Raw genomic sequence first — 16444 nt, forward strand, 5'->3', positions numbered from 1 at the left:
ACCCTTCGTCCCTTCTCAGTGGCGCATGCAGCCACGCAGGTCCGCACCGACAGGTGAAGCGCCCTCACCGCCGCATCGAAGCGCGTGCTCACGCGCGCACCCGCCGTCCCCGCCAACGCGTCAGCCCCTCTGTTGCGTACACCGCGACGAAGGCCAGCGCCGCCGCGATGCCCGCCAGTTGAAGCGCCCGCTCGTCCTGCCCCAACTGCGTGTGCTGGAAGATGGCGAGCGACAGCGTCTGCGTGCGCCCCGGGATGTTCCCCGCCACCAGCACCGTCGCGCCGAACTCCCCGAGCGCGCGCGAGAACGCCAGGAGCGCCCCCACCGCCACGCCGCGCCAGGCCAGGGGCAACGTCACCCGGAAGAACGCTCGCGCGCGCGAATCGCCCAGCGTCCGAGCCACCGCCACAAGCCTCGGGTCCACCTCTTCAAACCCCGAGCGCGCCGAGCGGACCAGCAGCGGAAACGCCATCACCGCGCTGGCCAGCACCACCGCGCCGGGCGTGAACACCACCTCCACGCCCATCGCATCCAGCACGCGGCCCACGGGCCCGTTGCGCCCGAGCAACTCCAACAGCACCAGCCCCACCGCCGTGGGCGGCAACACCAGCGGCAGCGCGAGCACCGTGTCCACCACGCCTCGCCCCGGGCCTCGCCAGCGCGCCAGCGCATACGCCACGGCCACCCCGGGCGGAAGGATGACGAGCGTGGCCACCGCCGCCACCGTCAACGTGAAGAGCACCAACCCCGTCGTGTCCGTCACTTCGCCCGCGTCCCCGTGTCCGCCACGAGCACCCCGAAGCCATGCCGCGCGAAGGCCGCTCTCGCCGGCTCCGACTGGAGGAAGCGCACGAAGGCCCGGCCCGCCTCCGGTGACTTGCCCTTCGTCAGCGCCGCCACCGGATAGACGATGCGCGGCGCCGCCGCCGTCGGCACCTCGAACGCCACGCGCACCTTCTTCGACTGCGCCGCGTCCGTCGCGTACACCACGCCCGCGTCCACGCGCCCCGCCTCCACCGCCGCCAGCGCTCCCCGGACATCCAGCGCGGGCACGACCTTGGAGGTCAGGTCCGTCCACAACCCCACCTTCTCCAGCCACGCCTTCGCGTACATCCCCGCGGGCACCAGCGCCGGGTCCGCCAGCGACAGCCGCTTCACCCCCTTCAAGTCCTCGGGCTTCGCGAGCGCGCGCTTCGCATCCACCGGCACCACCACCACCAACCTGTTGGACAAGAGGTCCACCCGCGTTCCGGGTTGCACGAGACCCGCGGCCTGGACCGAGTCCATCCTCGCCACATCCGCGGAGAGGAAGGCATCCGCGGGAGCCCCCGCCATCGCCTGACGCGCCAGGTCGCCCGAGGAGCCCAGCGCCAGCACGACTGTGTGTCCCGTCGCCTTCGCGAACACCGGCTGCAGCTCCTGGAGCACATCCGTGGTGCTGGCCGCCGCGAACACGAGCGCCTCTTCGGCTCGCGCGGACGCCGCCGCGAGCACCAGGAAAGTGACGCACAACCTGGACATGGTACGCATTCCCTCTACGCTCCTCCGTTCAGGAACGCATTGTCCGCACGGCAGCCCACGCCGTGACAACGGGTTGACCCGTGGGACCCTGCCCGCTAAGCCATTCTCCGTGTCACGGACTATCCACCCCAAAGAGGATGAAGACATCTCGGCGGACGTGCTGAAGCTCCAGCAGCTCCTGCTCGCGCTGGGTCGGCGCCGTTCGCTCCGTGACCCCATCGCCAGCACCTGCGAACAGCTCCAGTTCACCCCGCCGCAGGTGCATGCCCTGCTCTGGCTGGGTCAGGACGGCTCGCTCACCATGGGCGAGCTCGCCCGCCGCCTGGGTGTCACCGAGAAGACAGTCACGGGCCTGGTCGACCGCCTGGAACGGGAGGGCCACCTGCTGCGCGAGCGCAGCGCGTCCGACCGCCGCGTCGTCCGCTGCCGGCTCACCCCCGAAGGGCTCCAGACGTACCAGAAGCTGGAGCGGTTCATGGTCCAGGGCATGGGCCAGTTGCTGAACATCCTCGACGCGGGAGACCGCAAGGCGCTCTTCCGCATCCTCGAGAAGCTCCTGCGCCGCATGGACACCCTGCCCGCGGCGGCCGCCGCCCCAGGCACGCGCGAGCGCTCGGCCTGAAGGCCGTTGGGCGGGCGAGCACCGCTCGCTCTATCGTGCCGTCATCCCGGGGGCGACCCACCTCACAGGAGGACCTCGCACCCGAGCCGCCGTGACCTGGAGGTCGACGCAGGGGAGGCACGTGATGAAGGGAAGCAGACGCGCGGTGGTCCTGGGCCTGGTCCTGACGCTCGCGGGCTGTCGCAAGGGGAAGGAAGAAGCCCCCGCCCCGCTTCCCCCGACGCCCGCGGAAGCCCCCGCGCCAGGAGCACCTCCCTCCCAGCAACAGGCCCTGCCGCCGGACATGCGGCGGGCGCTGAGCTCCATCGCGCCGCTGGTGGAGTCGGTGAAGGCCGCCGTCGTCAACGTGGAGGTGCGCGACGCCGCGCCGTCCCACCAGGACACGCCCTGGAATGGCGAAGGCCCGGACTCCCCCTTCGGGGAGGAGTCGCCCTTCGGCGCACCGTTCGACGGGCCTCGCGAGGACGCACCCCGCCAGGGCCTGGGCTCCGGCTTCGTCGTGGACGCGCGCGGACTGGTGCTCACCAACAACCACGTGGTGGAAGGTGCCACCCGGATTCGAGTGCAATTCCCTGACGGGAAGGAGATGGACGCCAAGGTGCTGGGCAGGGACCCGCTCACGGACGTGGCGGTGCTCAAGCTCCAGGGCGATGTGAAGGGGCTCCCCGTGGTGCGGCTGGGGGACTCGGACGCGATGCGCGTGGGCGACTGGGTGGTGGCCATCGGCAACCCGTTCGGCCTGGCCTCCAGCGTCAGCCTGGGCATCGTCTCCGCCAAGGCCCGCGACATCCAGGCGGGCCCCTTCGACGACTTCCTCCAGACGGACGCGGCCATCAACCCGGGCAACTCCGGCGGCCCGCTGTTCAACCTCCACGGCGAGGTGGTGGGCATCAACACCGCCATCGCGGGCCAGGGCTCGGGCATCGGCTTCGCGGTGCCCAGCTCGCTGGTGAAGGAGCTGCTGCCCCAGTTGGAGAAGCAGGGCTCCGTCACGCGCGGCTGGCTGGGGGTCGCCGTGCAGGAGCTGACGCCGGACCTGGGCAGCGCGCTGGGCGTGCCCACCGGCAAGGGCGCCGTCGTCACGGAGGTCAACGAAGGCACGCCCGCCGCCGAGGCGGGGCTGAAGCCCGACGACGTCATCGTCTCCGCGGGCGGGCATCCCATCGCCTCCGGCCACGCGCTCACGCGCACCATCGCGCTCGAGGCGCCGGGCTCCACGCTGCCGCTCACGCTCTACCGGGAGGGCAAGAAGCAGGAGGTGGTGGTGACGCTGGGGACACGTCCGGACCTGGAGGGCGTGGCGTCGCGCGAGCCCTCGCCGGAGCAGGAGGAGTCACCGCAGCAGCGCGTGGGGCTGAGCCTGTCGGACATGGACTCGCGGCTGGCGCGGGCCCAGGGCCTGCCGCGCGCCGGGGCGCTGGTGACGGAGGTGGTGCCGGGCTCCAACGCCGAGCGCGCGGGCCTGGTGCCGGGCATGGTGGTGGTGGAGGCCGCGGGAGAAACGGTGCGCCGGGCCTCCGACCTGGCGCGCGTGGTGCGGGATGCGCCCCCGGGCGACGCCCTGCTCCTGCGCGTGGCGGTGCCCGGTGGAGGCCGCGTGCTGCGCGCCCTCACCGTGCCGAAGCAGTGACGTCCGGGCTCGGCGCGTCCGCGGGCTCACGCGCGAGCAACACGAGCGGGTGCAGCAGCAGCGCCACGGCCTCGCGCACCGTCCAGTAGGCCCGGTCCACCAGGTGGATGTTCCGCTCCGTCAGCAGCGCGGGGCTGGTGGTCACCTCGAAGCCGTTGAGCCGGAAGTACTGGCGCGCGCGCAGGAGGTGATACGGGTCCGACACCACGACGACGCGGCGGGCATCCAGCGCGCGCAGGAGCTTCGCCGTCAGGCGCGCGTTGTCAGCGGTGGAGTGGCTGGACTCCTCCAGCGTGCACGCCTCCGGTGGCACCCCCATCCGCGTCGCCAGCTCCATCATCACCCGCGCCTCCGAGGGCGGGTTCACCCCCACGCCTCCGGAGAAGATGAGCCGGGGCGCCACGCCGCGCTTGTACAGCTCGACGGCCTTCTCCGTGCGAGCCCTCAGCGGCCCCGAGGCCACCCCGCCCGCCAGCACACGAGCGCCCAGCACCACCACGGCGTCGGAGGGCGCGGCGCGCTCGCGCTGGCCGAAGCGGTCCACCCACCACGCCACGCCGAAGACGCCGCACGTCATCACGCCCACGGACACGACGACGAACCGGCGCACCCGTCCGGGCCGCGCACTCATCGAAAGGGGAGGCACGGCGCGCACGTTAGCCGCGAGCGGCTCGCCCGTCCGCACGTCTGGCGAGGAAGGTGGCTTGCCCCATGGGGCACCGCGTCGTGCCCTCGAGGGTCGGGTGACTGCCCGCGAGGGAGGGAGGACGGCGCGCCGCTGGACGAGGAGCCCGCGCGTGGGCTCCAATCCGCCGGGTGATGACTCCCGATGAGGTGTCGAAGGCGCTCACGGACGTGGAGTTGGTGCCGTGCGCGGAGATGGCCCTGGCGGATGCGCGGCGGCTGGTGGACGCCTGCCTGGAGGCGGACGTCCCGGCGCTCGTTCATCGCGAGGCGTGCGCGAAGCCGGGCTGCAGCCCCAAGTTCCAGGTGCTGGTGCGGCCCGAGGACGGCGTGCGCGTGGCCACGCTCCTCCAGCAGCGCTGGATGGACAGCATCCAGCGAGAGGGCGTGCTGGCGGAAGGCGCCGCGCCCTTCGCGCTGCCCGCGACGGAGGACGGCGAGCCGCCATGTCCGGCCTGCGGCACCGTGGCGCCCCTGGTGGCGGGGGCCTGCGCGGACTGTGGTCTTCAGCTCGAGTAGGACCCGCGGCGTCCGCGCGGGGTCATGTGGCACGTGGAGGTAGACGCGGATGGAAGTCAAAGGCGTGGCGTTCCTGGCACGGCAGCAGATGGTGGCGGAGGAGCACGGCGAGCAGGCCTGGCGAACGTTCATGGAGGAGATGAAGAAGCGCGAGCCCGTCTTCGCGCAGCCGGTCCTCCCGGTGACACGCCTGCCCGTGGATGCGTTCCTGCGGCTCAACGAGGCGCTGCTCAAGCGCTTCTATGGCGGTGACCCGACCACGTGGTGGCACTTCGGCGTGAAGTCCGCCGAGTACGCGCTGGGCAAGGGGCAGCTCAAGGCGATGTTCAGCCCGGGCGACTTCCGCCGCTTCCTCTTCTTCACGCCGGGAATCTGGAAGGGCTACTTCACGGAAGGCTCCATCGAGGTCCAGCCCGGGACGGGCTCCACGGACCTGCGCATCCTCGGCGTGCCCAAGCCGCACGTGTACTTCGAGCTGTCGGTGATGGGCTTCGCGGCGGGCGGGCTGACAGCGCTCGGCGCGAAGGACTTGAAACACGAGGTGCTCAAGGGCTTCGCGAAGGGAGACCCGGAGGTCTTCTACCGTTTCAACGTGAGCTGAGCGGAACAGGTGCGGTGTGGCGCACGGGAGGAGACTCCACGTGCGCCACGAATTCCGAGCCGAGGCTCAGGCGCCGCGACGGCGCAGACGCGCGCCGAGCAGCATCAGCGCCGCGCCGAGCAGCGGCACGCCGCCCGTGGCGGAGCAGCCGCCCTTGTCGTCCCCACCGCCGCCGCCGCCGTCACCCACCTTCACCTTGAACGTGGTGGTGGCGGAGGAGTCACCCGTCTCATCCCCCGTGCCATTCACCGAGTTGCCCGCGCCGTACAGGGTGAGGGTGGTGCCGGAGGAGGGGGCCACGAGGGTGAAATCGAAGCGGACCTCGCCGTTGGCGAAGGCCTTCGGGGTGGTGTGGGTGAGCTCGCCAGCAATCTTCTTGGAGCCGGCGCCCCCGGTGAGCGCGCCAGTGCCATCCACCGAGACGTTGTAGCCACCCTTGACGGCGGGGCCGCCCTTGATGACGAGGGAGTAGTTGCCCGTCTGCCCGGGCTCGAGGGACGAAGGACCGTCGAAGGTCACGGTGGGGCCCGTGGTGCCGGAGCGGGTGTGGCAACCCGAGGTCGCGCACGTCCGCGCTGCGTCCTGACCGCTGTGGCCCGTCTGGCCGGTGGCATAGGCGAACGCAGAACCCGAGACGAGGCACGCCGCCATCGCACCGGCAACTCCGAGAGACGGAAGAAACGACCGCATGAAGCCTCCCAATGGGAACAACGCTGAGGGGAATGGGGGCTCCTTCTTAGCGCGACACACCCGCGCTTCACAGCACCTCTCCAGGTGCTCGCGCGGGCCCACCACACAGGTCGACCCTGACCCGCGCTGCTCTCGTGCTCGCAGCGCGGAAGAATCCACCAAGGCTGCCCTTCACTTCGCGAGGCGCTGGAAGGCCTCGCGCAGCGCATCCGGCGCGCCCTGCTCCATCACATCTCCGTGACACACCAGCACCCGCTGGATGTCCCACGCGAGCACCTGGTCCAGGGACGCGCGCACCGCGGGCCGGTCCTTGATGACCATCTTGGTGATGACGGTGGGAGACAGCCGCTGCCACGCGCCATTGAGCTTCAGATACATCCGGGTGAGCCACGAGTTCGAGCGGTGGATGTTGAAGGACATGTCCGTGAGCAGGACCGTCTTGCTGGGGCGATGGAAGAACACGAACTCGTCCAGCATCGGCATGCCGCGCACGGCCACCTGCTCGATGCCTTCCACCGCGGGGCCACTCTCCAGCTCCGCGTCGATGCGCAGGTCGGGCCGCTTGCGGCGCAGGCCCGCGGGCGCCAGCACCTTCGCTTCGGGATAGGCCGCCGCCCAGTCCCCCACCTTCAGGTGGTGCATCAGGTTGGGCGCCACCAGGAAGCGCACCGGGCCCAGCGCATCCACCGCCGCGCGCAGCTCGGGCGTGAGGGCGACGGGCGAATGCACCCACAGTCCGCCATCCGGCAAGCGGATGAGCGTCATCCGGCCTCCCAGGTCGAAGGCTCCCATCCGGAAGGGGATGCTCAGGGTGTGGACCTGGCCTGCCACCGCATGAAACATGGGGGTCGTCCTCAGCATGGGTCGTCCTCCTCGCGTGAGTCGGGCGCGCATCCTGCCCCCCCGGCGGTGAGCCCCACAACACCCGCCCGCCCCCCGAGGTGACTACCGGACGCCCCTGCGGGCGACTGGGGCGTTGATTTCCGGGTGAGCCCATCGTAGGCAACCGTCCTCTTTCCACGACTGAAGAAGGGTGCTCCGCACATGGCCGAGAAGCTCACGCCCCGCGAAAAGGGCTTTTCCGAGTGGTACGTCGACCTGGTCCAGAAGGCGAAGCTCGCCGACTACTCGGACGTGAAGGGCTGCATGGTCATCCGGCCCAACGGCTATGCCATCTGGGAGAACATGCAGCGCGTCCTGGACAAGATGTTCAAGGACCTGGGGCACAAGAACGCCTACTTCCCGCTGCTCATCCCCGAGAGCTACCTGAAGAAGGAGGCCGAGCACGTCGAGGGCTTCAACCCCCAGCTCGCCGTCGTCACCCACGCGGGCGGCGCCAAGCTCGAGGAGCCCTACGTCATCCGGCCCACGTCGGAGACCATCATCAACCGCAGCTTCGCCAAGTGGGTGCAGAGCTACCGGGACCTGCCCCTGCTCATCAACCAGTGGGCGAACGTCATGCGCTGGGAGATGCGCACCCGCCTGTTCCTGCGCACCACCGAGTTCCTCTGGCAGGAAGGTCACACCTGTCACGAGACGGAGGAGGACGCGGAGAAGGAGACGCTCCAGATGCTGGAGGTCTACCGCACCTTCGCGGAGGACTACATGGCCATGCCCGTGATGACGGGCCGCAAGTCGGAGTCGGAGCGGTTCGCCGGCGCCCTGCGCACGTACAGCATCGAGGCCATGATGCAGGACAAGAAGGCCCTGCAGGCCGGCACCAGCCACAACCTGGGACAGAACTTCGCCAAGGCCTTCGAGACGAAGTTCCAGGGCCGCGACGGCCGCGAGCACTTCGTGTGGCAGACGTCGTGGGGTGTCTCCACGCGCCTCATCGGCGGCCTCATCATGACCCACTCGGATGACTCGGGTCTCATCGTCCCGCCGAAGCTCGCCACCAACCACGTGGTCATCATCCCCATCGCGGGCAAGGCCACGGACGTGGAGAAGTCCCAGGTGCTCGCCAAGAGCCACGCGCTCGCCGCGGACCTGCGCAAGGCGGGCCTGGGCGTCGTCGTGGACGACGACGAGAGCAAGGGCCCGGGCTTCAAGTACTTCGAGCACGAGCTCGTCGGCACCTGCGTCCGCATCGAGATTGGCCCCAAGGACCTGGCCAAGGACTCGTGCGTCATGGTGCGCCGCGACCTGAAGCAGAAGGAGTTCATCCCGCTGGGCGAGGCCGTCACCAAGGCGCAGGCCATGCTGGACGACATGCAGAAGGCCCTGTTCCAGAAGGCGAAGGACTTCCGCGACTCGCACACCTTCGAGGTCAACTCCTACGAGGAGATGAAGGAGAAGGCGGACGCGGGCTTCCTCCTGGCGCACTGGAACCTGGACGCCAAGGTGGAGGCACGCATCAAGGAGGAGACGGGCCTCACCACGCGCAACCGGCCCTTCGCCCTCGAGCAGGAGCCGGGCAAGTGCGTCGTCACCGGTGAGCCCTCGCCGGGCCGCATCGTGTTCTCCAAGGCGTACTGAGCCGCCTGTCGCGCGCGCCTCACGGAAGGGCCGTGGGAGGAGCCTCGTGCTCCCCTCGCGGCCCTTCGCCGTTTCGCGCCTCAGCCCGCGATGACGCGCGGAGGGTGCCTCGCGGGGACGAAGGTGGACACGGGCTCGCTCTTGCCCGCGACGGGCAGGGGCGCGGCGGGCTCGAAGTGGACGCCAGGGTCCTCCTCGCAGCGCACGCGCGTGGCCTCCGACACCAGCATGGCCACGCCGACCTTCTTGGTGAGCCCCTCAATCCGGCTGGCCAGGTTCACCGCGTCGCCAATCACCGTGTACTCGCGGCGCTGCTCGCTGCCCACGTCCCCCACGACGACGCGCCCGGTGTGGATGCCGATGCCGATGCGCAGCGGCTCCTCGCCGCGCGCCACGCGCTCGGTGTTGAGCGACTCCAGCGCCTCCAGCATGGCCAGGCCACACGCGACGGCGGCCTTCGGGTGTCCGGGCAGATCCATGGGCGCGCCGAAGTACGCGAGGATGCCGTCGCCGATGAACTTGTCGAGCGTCCCGCCATGGCGGAACACCACCTCCACCATGCGCGTCAGGTACTCGTTGAGCAGCGTCACGACCTGAGGGCTGTCCATCCGCTCGGACATCGACGTGAAGCCTCGGATGTCCGAGAACAGCAGCGTCACCTCGCGGTGCTCGCCTCGGCCCGTGTCCGAGCCCTGCTGGGCAATCCGCCGCGCCACCTCGGGTGAGAAGTAGCGCCCCAGCCGCGCCAGGCTCACCTCTTCTCGCGCCACCTGCTGCACCAGCCCCAGCACCTGCCGGGTGATGAACGCCGACGAGAGCGCGCCCAGCACCATCACCAGCACGATGCCCGGCAGCAGCAACTCCCACTGAATCCCCGCCAGAATCACCAGCCCCATCTCCAGGCCGATGGCCAGCGCCGTGGCCAGCACCACGGTGACACGCGACAGCGTCACCAGCGACGCGAGCACCACGAGCACGATGTAGACGCCCAGCGCCAGCAGCGCCGTGGGCACCCCGTTCTCGTTCTGCACCGTGCGGATGGCCATGCCCTGGAGCGCGAAGATGGCGGGCATGTCCAGGAACACGAGCCCCAGCGCGGGGACGCGTCCCAGGGCCGGGAAGCGCCGCGCGCCCGCCCACAGGGCCAGGGCCAGGAGCAGGTATGCGCCCAGCACACCCATGGGCATGCGCCACTCGAACACCCAGGACATCCCCAGCCAGCACGTCACGGCGATGACGCGGAACCGGTTGAGCCACTCACCGACTTGCGCGCGCCACGCCTCCAGGCGCCGCTGGAGGGTGTCCTCGACCTGGGGGAGCATTCGCATGAGCGGGCCACGCTAGTCCGCTTCGGCGGCACCCGGTCAATCGGCGTGCGACACCGCCTGGCCGTCTGTTTGCCCTCGAATGCGCCACTGAGTGACAATAACCACATGTCACTCCGCTCTTCCCTCTTCGTCTCGCTCGCCGTGGTCCTGATGGGGTGCTCCGGGTCGCCCGATGAGCCGGGGCCCAGGCCCGGGGGCGGCCTTCCTGGCGGCCACGTCAACCCGGGAGAGACCACGAATGACGGGGGCTCCTCGGACGCGGGGACTCCGGATGCGGGGGCTGCGGACTCGGGCAGCGCGGTGCTGTCCCGCATCGCGCCCGCCGAGTACCAGCTGTTCTACCTGGTCGACGGGCGGGTGCTGGGCATCGGCTCGAACCGGGCCGGGCAGCTCGGCGTCGGCCACTCCAACCCCTACAACCAGGTGCCTCCGGTGGACATCGCCCTGCCCGCGGGCCTGCGCTTCAAGGACGTCGCGGGCGGCGGCTTCCAGAGCCTCGCGCTCGACGTCCAGGGGCGCGTGTGGACCTTCGGGCAGAACCTCTACGGCCAGCGGGGCGACGGCACCACGAACGACCATCCCAACCGCACCACGACGCCGAACAACGGACAGCCGTACCTCATCCTCACGGACTCCACGGGCGCGACGTTCGACAACGTCGTCGCGGTGCGCAGCGCGCTGCTCTTCAACATGGCGCTGAAGGCGGATGGCTCCGTGTGGGTCTGGGGCATGAGCGGCACGGCCATTGGAAACACCCTGGGCATCGCGGGGGATGGCAACACGGCGCCGCGCAACATCACCCGCCCCACGCGCGTGCCGCTGCCGCAAGGTGTCGTCATCAAGAGCTTCACGACGAACGACACCAGCATCTTCGCGCTCGATGACACCGGCAAGGTGTGGGCCTGGGGCGGCGGCTCCGCCAACGAGACCTTGGGCACGGGCAGGTTCAGTGAGTATGCGCGGCCGAACCCGGTGAACATCCCCGCGCGCGTGCTGGAGATTGCGCCGGGAGGCTCGCACTGGGTCGTCGCGCTCGACGAGAACGGGGGCCTGTGGGGGTGGGGACTCAATGGGACCTACCTGGGGCTCGGCCCGCCGCAGGGCGGTTGGTATCCGGTGTCCACGCCGCTGAAGTTGACGTTCCCGGAGTTCGGCGCGCGCAAGGTCGTCCACGTCTCCGCGACGGGCCACGTCACCCACGTCATCCTGGACAACGGGACGCTGTGGGGCTGGGGCGACAGCGCCTTGGGTGAGGTGGGCAATGGCGTGATGCTCGACTTCGCCACCTACCCCACGCCTTACAACTGGGACTGGGGGAAGTACCAGAAGATGGTCTTCCGCCCCGTGCAGGTGGCCCCGGGCGTCACCTTCTCCGCGCTGCACAACACCGCGCAGTCGTTCTACGCGTACGCCACCGCGACGGACGGCACCCTCTACTCGTGGGGCCGCAACAAGACGGGCGTGCTGGGCAACGGCGTGCGGCCCACCGGGGACGTGGCGGGCCGGCCGGACAGCTGGAACGTGGCGACGGCTACGCCCGTGCCCGCGCACCGGCTGACCACGGGGACGGATACTCCGTCGAAGTAACGCCTCGTCTCTCCAAGGCGCCGGAGGGCTGCGGTATCCTCCGCGCCGGAGAAGAGATGGCAAGCATCGGTCATGCGGCGGTGGGTCTGGCGTTGGGGCGGTACGAGGCAGGCGACGGGTCGACCCGCCGGCGACTTGCCTCCATGGTGTTCTTCGCGGCCCTGGCCCTGCTTCCCGACGCGGACGTGGTGGCCTTCGTGTTCCGCATCCCGTACGCGGCGCCGTGGGGACATCGGGGTGCGTCGCACTCGTTCGTCTTCGCGGCGGGCGTGGCGCTCGTCGTCGCGCTGGGGGCGAAGTGGGCCTCCGCGCCGCCGCTGCGCTGGGGGGTGCTCGCGTTCCTCGCGGTGGCGAGCCACGGGCTGCTCGACTCGCTCACCGATGGCGGCCTGGGCGCGGCGCTGCTGTGGCCGTTCTCGAATGCCCGGCTGTTCGCTCCCGTCCAGCCGCTGCCGGTGTCTCCCATCGGCGCGGGCATGCTGTCGCCGCGCGGGATGTATGTCGTTGGCGTGGAGCTGCTCGCCTTCATTCCCTTCTGGGCCTATGCGCTCTGGCCCCGCAAGTCCGCGACGAGGCGCTGAACCCCCATGAGACTGTTCACCGCCGTCACGCTGGGCGCCGACATCGAGGCCCGAGTCACCACCGCGATGAAGCCGCTGCGCGCGCTCGCGAGCCACGCCCGCTTCGTCCGCGTGGAGGGCCTGCACCTCACGCTGGTGTTCCTGGGCGAGGTGGAGTCCGCGCGGCTGCCCGCCATCCGTGAGGCCCTCGCGAGCGTGGGGCCTCGGCATGCGCCGTTCACGTTGTCGGTGGGGGGCGGCGGCACCTTCGGCTCACCCACGCACCCTCGAGTGCTCTGGGCCGACGTCCAGGGCGACACAGCGGCGCTCGAGGCGCTGCAAGCCGATACGGCCGCGCAACTGCGCCCCCTGGGCTTCGAGCCCGACTTCCACGAGTACGCGCCGCACCTGACGCTGGCGCGGAGCAAGGAGTCGCGCGGCGAGCCAGCGTTCCTCCCGTGCGTGGAGGCGCTGAAGAACCAGCAGCTGGGCCAGGGGCGAGTGGACCGGCTCATCCTCTTCGAGAGCCAGGGGCCTCGGTACCTCACCGTGGCCGAGGTGCCCTTGACCCGCGCGGGCTGAAGGCGCTGGCACTCCGACTGCAGTGAGCGCCAGCCAGCGCGGTAAACGCTGGAAAGGACGAGGCACATGCGAGGGTTGCTGGTGCTGGGGCTGTGGTTGTGGGGACTCGGTGCGGTCGCGGCGCCACGGGAGACACTCGAGTCGAAGCTGCAGACGGGAGACGTGGTGCTGCACACCTCGCGCTCTCGGCAGTCCAAGGCCATCCAGGCGGCCACGCACAGCTCGCTCTCCCATGTGGGATTGGTGGAAGTCACCCCCAAGGGAGTGTTCGTGGTGGAGGCCGTGCAGCCCGTGCAGCGCGTCCCCTTCGCGAAGTGGAAGGCGCGAGGGGTGAAGGGCCACATCATGGTGCTGCGTCCTGAGAATCTGGATGTCGCAACCCGGCAGCGCGTCTTGGACGCGGCGAAGAAGCACCTGGGCAAGCCCTACGACTGGAGGTTCGGTTGGGGCGATGAGGCGATGTACTGCTCGGAGCTGGTGCGCAAGGCGTACATCGAGGGCGCGGGCGTGGAGTACGGGAAGATGGAGCGGCTGGGCTCGCTCGATGTCGCGGGAATCCAGCAGCAGATGCGCGAGCGCTACGGCACCCAGGTCCCTCTGGACCTGGAGCTGGTGACGCCCGCCAGCCTGGCCCGGGATGACCGGCTCATGGTGATTCACTCGGATTTCCCGGAAGGGTGCTAGCTACACGCCGCGTCGTGAATATTCCGGGGGTGTATCCAACCCCGACTCTCGGGAGGTGAGCTTGTAACGGGAGCCCGAGTAGAGTCGCGGCATGCGACGACTCTTGTTCGTGCTCCCCCTCTTTGTCTTCGCTGGTTGCAAGAAGGCGGAGACCCAGGGTGCGGTGAATGTTGCGGTGAAATACTCCGGGTTCAAGCCGGGCTGCTTGCGCGTTGAAATCTCGGATGTAGCCAGCGGGAAGTCCGCGAAGAACAGCTTCACGTCGGAAATCAAAGGAGAGGCGGGGGTCGGCGGAACCATGCAGATTGGCATGGTTCCTCCCTCGGACTGGGGCACGTCCTTGAAGGTGAGGGTTGGAGCCTTCGAGAAGTCGTGTGACGGCAGGGAGGTCGTCACGAACTCGGGGGAGGTGACGGTGGCGCTCAACACCGTGCAGGTTGTCACGGTGAGTCTGCAGGCCACGGACTCGGACAAGGATGGATTTGTCGACGTCATCAGCGGTGGCACGGACTGCAAGGATGACAACGAGAAGATCAATCCGGGCGTGGACGAGCTCTGCAATGACACCGACGACAACTGTGACGGTGTCTCCGATGAGGTTCACTTCAAGCTGAACCAGGCTTGCGAAGTATCCGCCGACTGCAGGGGCATCTCCCGCTGCGACCAGACGACACAGGCTCTGTACTGCGACACCCCGGCCGCGAAGACGGTGTACCCGGATGCCGATGGGGACCAGTACGGCTTGAAGGGTGCGCCCCCTCGCATCGTCTGCGGCGACATCCCTGACAAGTTCACCGAGGGGCCCCCGACGGACTGCCGCGACGACGTGTTCAGCATCAACCCGGGGACGCGAGACCTCTGCGATGGCGAGGACACCAACTGCGACGGGGCTCTCGATGAACGGTTCCCCACCCGAGGCCAGAGCTGCACGAACGTCACGAGTCACTGCGATGGCACGCTGACGTGCAGCGGCGACAAGGAGAGCCTCGACTGTGTGACGCCTCCTCCGCCCAAGTGGTACCTGGATGAGGATGGTGACGGGTATGGCGGGAGCACGGTCGTCGAGTCCTGCACGAAGCCCGCTGGGGCCTATGTCGCTCAAGGTGGCGACTGTGACGACGGGAATCCCTACACGAATCCCGGGGCCACCGAGATTTGCGACGGATTGGACAATACGTGTGACGGCAACAAGGAGACCGCCGCTCAGTGCCCTAGCAATTCCGATGCGGAATGGGTCTCTCAAACCGTGGAGAGTGGAAGCAACTGGATCTCAGCCTCTTCATGGGGAACGAAGACCACAGGGGGAATCTGGGTAACCGGCACGAACAATCGCCGAGCACGGCTGACCTTCCCCGCGACGACATTCACCGTCATTTCGAGCACCGATTGCGGCAGCACACTCAGCGGATCCACCGAGTGGTTGAGCGTCTGGAGCGACCCCTCCGATGGTCGTGCATGGCTCGGAAGCAAAGGCGGCATCTATGGCTACCAGACCCAGAGCTCCACGAGCTGCGTCATCGTCCACGATCAGGATCTGCAGGTCCTTGGATTGACGGGACTGAGGACGAACAACGTTCTCTCCCTCTACGGAGCATCGGAGAACGCCGCGGCGAATGAGGGTACAGCCTTCAGATGGAGTGGCACGGGAACACCTACATTCAACGGCCCCAACAACACCCTCAGCGAGGTGTTCGATGCCCACGCACACAGCCCCGAACATGTCTTGGTGGTGGGAGGCGTCAACAACAGTCCTCGCGCTCGTATCTATCGGCTCGCTCCGGCTACCGGCCTGTGGAATCCGGAGACGGTGCAAAGTCCGGAAAGGCTCCGGGGTGTCTGGGTCGTCAATGACAAGGTCGCCTTTGCGGTGGGCGACGCGGGCCATGTGGTGAGGAAGACCGATGGGACACAATGGCAACCCGTGGCCAGAACTCCCGACAACCACAGCCTCACCTCGGTCATCGCCTTCGGCGCGAACTCCGCCTACACCACCTGCTCCAATGGACACATCTATCGATTCGATGGAACGAATTGGACACGGGTCTACAGCGGCAGCAACCGGCTCAACGACATCACCGGTACGGGCCCGGATGATCTCTGGGTCGTGGGCAATGGCGGGCGCATTCTCCGCTGGCCCGCCTGGCCGTAACCCCTTCCTCAGTTCCCCCGCCGCGCCACCACGAAGCGGCGGGTGAACAGGAACGGCGTACCCCGCGCATGAGCGGGGTACGCCTGCCTCAACCGAGGCCCCAGCTCCTCCACGAACGCGCGCCCCTCCTCCGCCCCCAGCGCCGCCAGCACGGGCCGCAGCGTCGTCCCCAGGAGCCACTGGAGCACCGCGTCCTCACCGGGCAGCAGGTGCAGATACGTGGTCTCCCACGCATCCACCGTCATCCCCAGCCCCGCCAGCAGCGACTCGTATCGCTCCAGCGTCTCCACGGGCCTCGCCCGCCCCGCGCCCAGCTTCGGCGCGAAGCGCGGCAACCTCCGCACCTCATCCACCAGCCGGTGTGACGCCGCCTCGAAGTTGGCCGGCACCTGGAACGCCAGCACCGCGCTCGGCGCCAGCTTCGCCACCAACCTCCCCATCAGCGCCGCATGGTCCGGCACCCAGTGCAGCGCCGCGTTCGACACCAACACCTCCAGCGGCGCCGGTGGCTCCCAGCCCGCCAGGTCCCCCACCTCGAACCGCACGCCTTCCGGCGAGGGACGACGGCGCGCCTCCTCCACCATCTCCACCGACGAATCCACCCCGCACACCACCGCGCCCGGCCAGCGCTCGGCCAGCACGCGCGTCAAATCCCCCGTCCCACAGCCCAGGTCCGCGACCTGCGTGGGCGCGTCCACCTCCACGCGAGACAGCAGCTCGAAGAAGGGCCGCTTCCGCTCATCTCGAAAGCGCGTGTACTGCGTCGGATCCCACATGCCAGCCTCCCGGCGGCGTGCTCACACCGCGCA

The 16444-nt window shown here is 69.2% G+C and carries 17 protein-coding genes; 10 read left to right on the forward strand and 7 right to left on the reverse strand.

Going from position 1 to position 16444, the window contains the following annotated elements:
* Nucleotides 1-88: 88 nt before the first annotated feature.
* Together modB and modA are read right to left on the reverse strand one after the other, a co-directional pair.
* Nucleotides 89-763 carry a molybdate ABC transporter permease subunit gene (gene modB / locus MYSTI_RS36005; RefSeq protein ID WP_015352779.1) on the reverse strand — a complete coding sequence of 225 codons (675 nt, stop codon included), beginning with the start codon at nt 761-763 and terminating at the stop codon, nt 89-91.
* The gene (gene modA / locus MYSTI_RS36010; protein ID WP_015352780.1) at nt 760-1530 is read right to left on the reverse strand and encodes a molybdate ABC transporter substrate-binding protein; all 771 of its coding nucleotides are present in this window, start codon (nt 1528-1530) and stop codon (nt 760-762) included. The genes modB and modA overlap by 4 nt, the downstream gene beginning before the upstream one ends.
* Nucleotides 1531-1630: 100 nt before the next feature.
* Here modA and MYSTI_RS36015 point away from each other — a divergent pair, with 100 nt between their 5' ends.
* Nucleotides 1631-2143 carry a MarR family winged helix-turn-helix transcriptional regulator gene (locus MYSTI_RS36015; protein ID WP_015352781.1) on the forward strand — a complete coding sequence of 171 codons (513 nt, stop codon included), beginning with the start codon at nt 1631-1633 and terminating at the stop codon, nt 2141-2143.
* 124 nt (nt 2144-2267) lie between these two features.
* Nucleotides 2268-3773: a trypsin-like peptidase domain-containing protein gene (locus MYSTI_RS36020; protein WP_015352782.1), complete on the forward strand. Its 1506-nt coding sequence runs from the start codon at nt 2268-2270 to the stop codon at nt 3771-3773.
* On the opposite strand, the gene MYSTI_RS36025 is transcribed toward MYSTI_RS36020, so the two are convergent.
* On the reverse strand, nt 3754-4419 hold the full coding sequence (locus tag MYSTI_RS36025; protein ID WP_015352783.1) for a YdcF family protein: 666 nt from the start codon (nt 4417-4419) through the stop codon (nt 3754-3756). The two genes, MYSTI_RS36020 and MYSTI_RS36025, sit on opposite strands and share 20 nt — an antisense overlap.
* A gap of 173 nt (nt 4420-4592) precedes the next feature.
* On the opposite strand from MYSTI_RS36025, the gene MYSTI_RS36030 reads away from it, so the two are divergent.
* Nucleotides 4593-4976, forward strand: coding sequence for a hypothetical protein (locus tag MYSTI_RS36030; RefSeq protein WP_015352784.1), 384 nt, complete (start codon nt 4593-4595; stop codon nt 4974-4976).
* A gap of 49 nt (nt 4977-5025) precedes the next feature.
* Complete coding sequence (locus MYSTI_RS36035) at nt 5026-5577, forward strand: hypothetical protein (protein WP_015352785.1); 552 nt, start codon at nt 5026-5028, stop codon at nt 5575-5577.
* A 66-nt stretch (nt 5578-5643) separates the two neighbouring features.
* On the opposite strand, the gene MYSTI_RS36040 is transcribed toward MYSTI_RS36035, so the two are convergent.
* Complete coding sequence (locus MYSTI_RS36040; protein WP_015352786.1) at nt 5644-6267, reverse strand: MXAN_6652 family MXYO-CTERM-anchored protein; 624 nt, start codon at nt 6265-6267, stop codon at nt 5644-5646.
* Between the two features lie 171 nt (nt 6268-6438).
* Entirely contained in the window at nt 6439-7128 is a 690-nt protein-coding gene (locus MYSTI_RS36045) for a DUF4336 domain-containing protein (protein ID WP_015352787.1), read from the reverse strand.
* 183 nt (nt 7129-7311) lie between these two features.
* Between MYSTI_RS36045 and proS the strand changes: the two genes are divergently transcribed.
* Nucleotides 7312-8745: a proline--tRNA ligase gene (proS, locus tag MYSTI_RS36050; RefSeq protein ID WP_015352788.1), complete on the forward strand. Its 1434-nt coding sequence runs from the start codon at nt 7312-7314 to the stop codon at nt 8743-8745.
* An 80-nt stretch (nt 8746-8825) separates the two neighbouring features.
* Here the strand turns inward: proS and MYSTI_RS36055 are convergent, their stop codons facing one another.
* Nucleotides 8826-10073 carry an adenylate/guanylate cyclase domain-containing protein gene (locus MYSTI_RS36055; protein WP_015352789.1) on the reverse strand — a complete coding sequence of 416 codons (1248 nt, stop codon included), beginning with the start codon at nt 10071-10073 and terminating at the stop codon, nt 8826-8828.
* Nucleotides 10074-10178: 105 nt separating this feature from the next.
* On the opposite strand from MYSTI_RS36055, the gene MYSTI_RS36060 reads away from it, so the two are divergent.
* The 5 genes from MYSTI_RS36060 (at nt 10179) to MYSTI_RS36080 (ending at nt 15635) form a co-directional block, all read left to right on the forward strand.
* Nucleotides 10179-11660: an RCC1 domain-containing protein gene (locus tag MYSTI_RS36060; protein ID WP_015352790.1), complete on the forward strand. Its 1482-nt coding sequence runs from the start codon at nt 10179-10181 to the stop codon at nt 11658-11660.
* 56 nt (nt 11661-11716) lie between these two features.
* The gene (locus MYSTI_RS36065) at nt 11717-12241 is read left to right on the forward strand and encodes a metal-dependent hydrolase (protein ID WP_015352791.1); all 525 of its coding nucleotides are present in this window, start codon (nt 11717-11719) and stop codon (nt 12239-12241) included.
* A gap of 6 nt (nt 12242-12247) precedes the next feature.
* Nucleotides 12248-12802: an RNA 2',3'-cyclic phosphodiesterase gene (gene thpR / locus MYSTI_RS36070; RefSeq protein WP_015352792.1), complete on the forward strand. Its 555-nt coding sequence runs from the start codon at nt 12248-12250 to the stop codon at nt 12800-12802.
* 66 nt (nt 12803-12868) lie between these two features.
* Nucleotides 12869-13486: a YiiX family permuted papain-like enzyme gene (locus MYSTI_RS36075; RefSeq protein ID WP_015352793.1), complete on the forward strand. Its 618-nt coding sequence runs from the start codon at nt 12869-12871 to the stop codon at nt 13484-13486.
* Nucleotides 13487-13595: 109 nt separating this feature from the next.
* Nucleotides 13596-15635, forward strand: coding sequence for a putative metal-binding motif-containing protein (locus MYSTI_RS36080; RefSeq protein ID WP_233278391.1), 2040 nt, complete (start codon nt 13596-13598; stop codon nt 15633-15635).
* An 8-nt stretch (nt 15636-15643) separates the two neighbouring features.
* On the opposite strand, the gene MYSTI_RS36085 is transcribed toward MYSTI_RS36080, so the two are convergent.
* Nucleotides 15644-16411, reverse strand: coding sequence for a methyltransferase domain-containing protein (locus MYSTI_RS36085; protein ID WP_015352795.1), 768 nt, complete (start codon nt 16409-16411; stop codon nt 15644-15646).
* Between the last annotated feature and the right edge of the window lie 33 nt (nt 16412-16444).

The organism is Myxococcus stipitatus DSM 14675 (genome assembly GCF_000331735.1).
GTDB classification, from domain to species: Bacteria; Myxococcota; Myxococcia; order Myxococcales; family Myxococcaceae; genus Myxococcus; species Myxococcus stipitatus.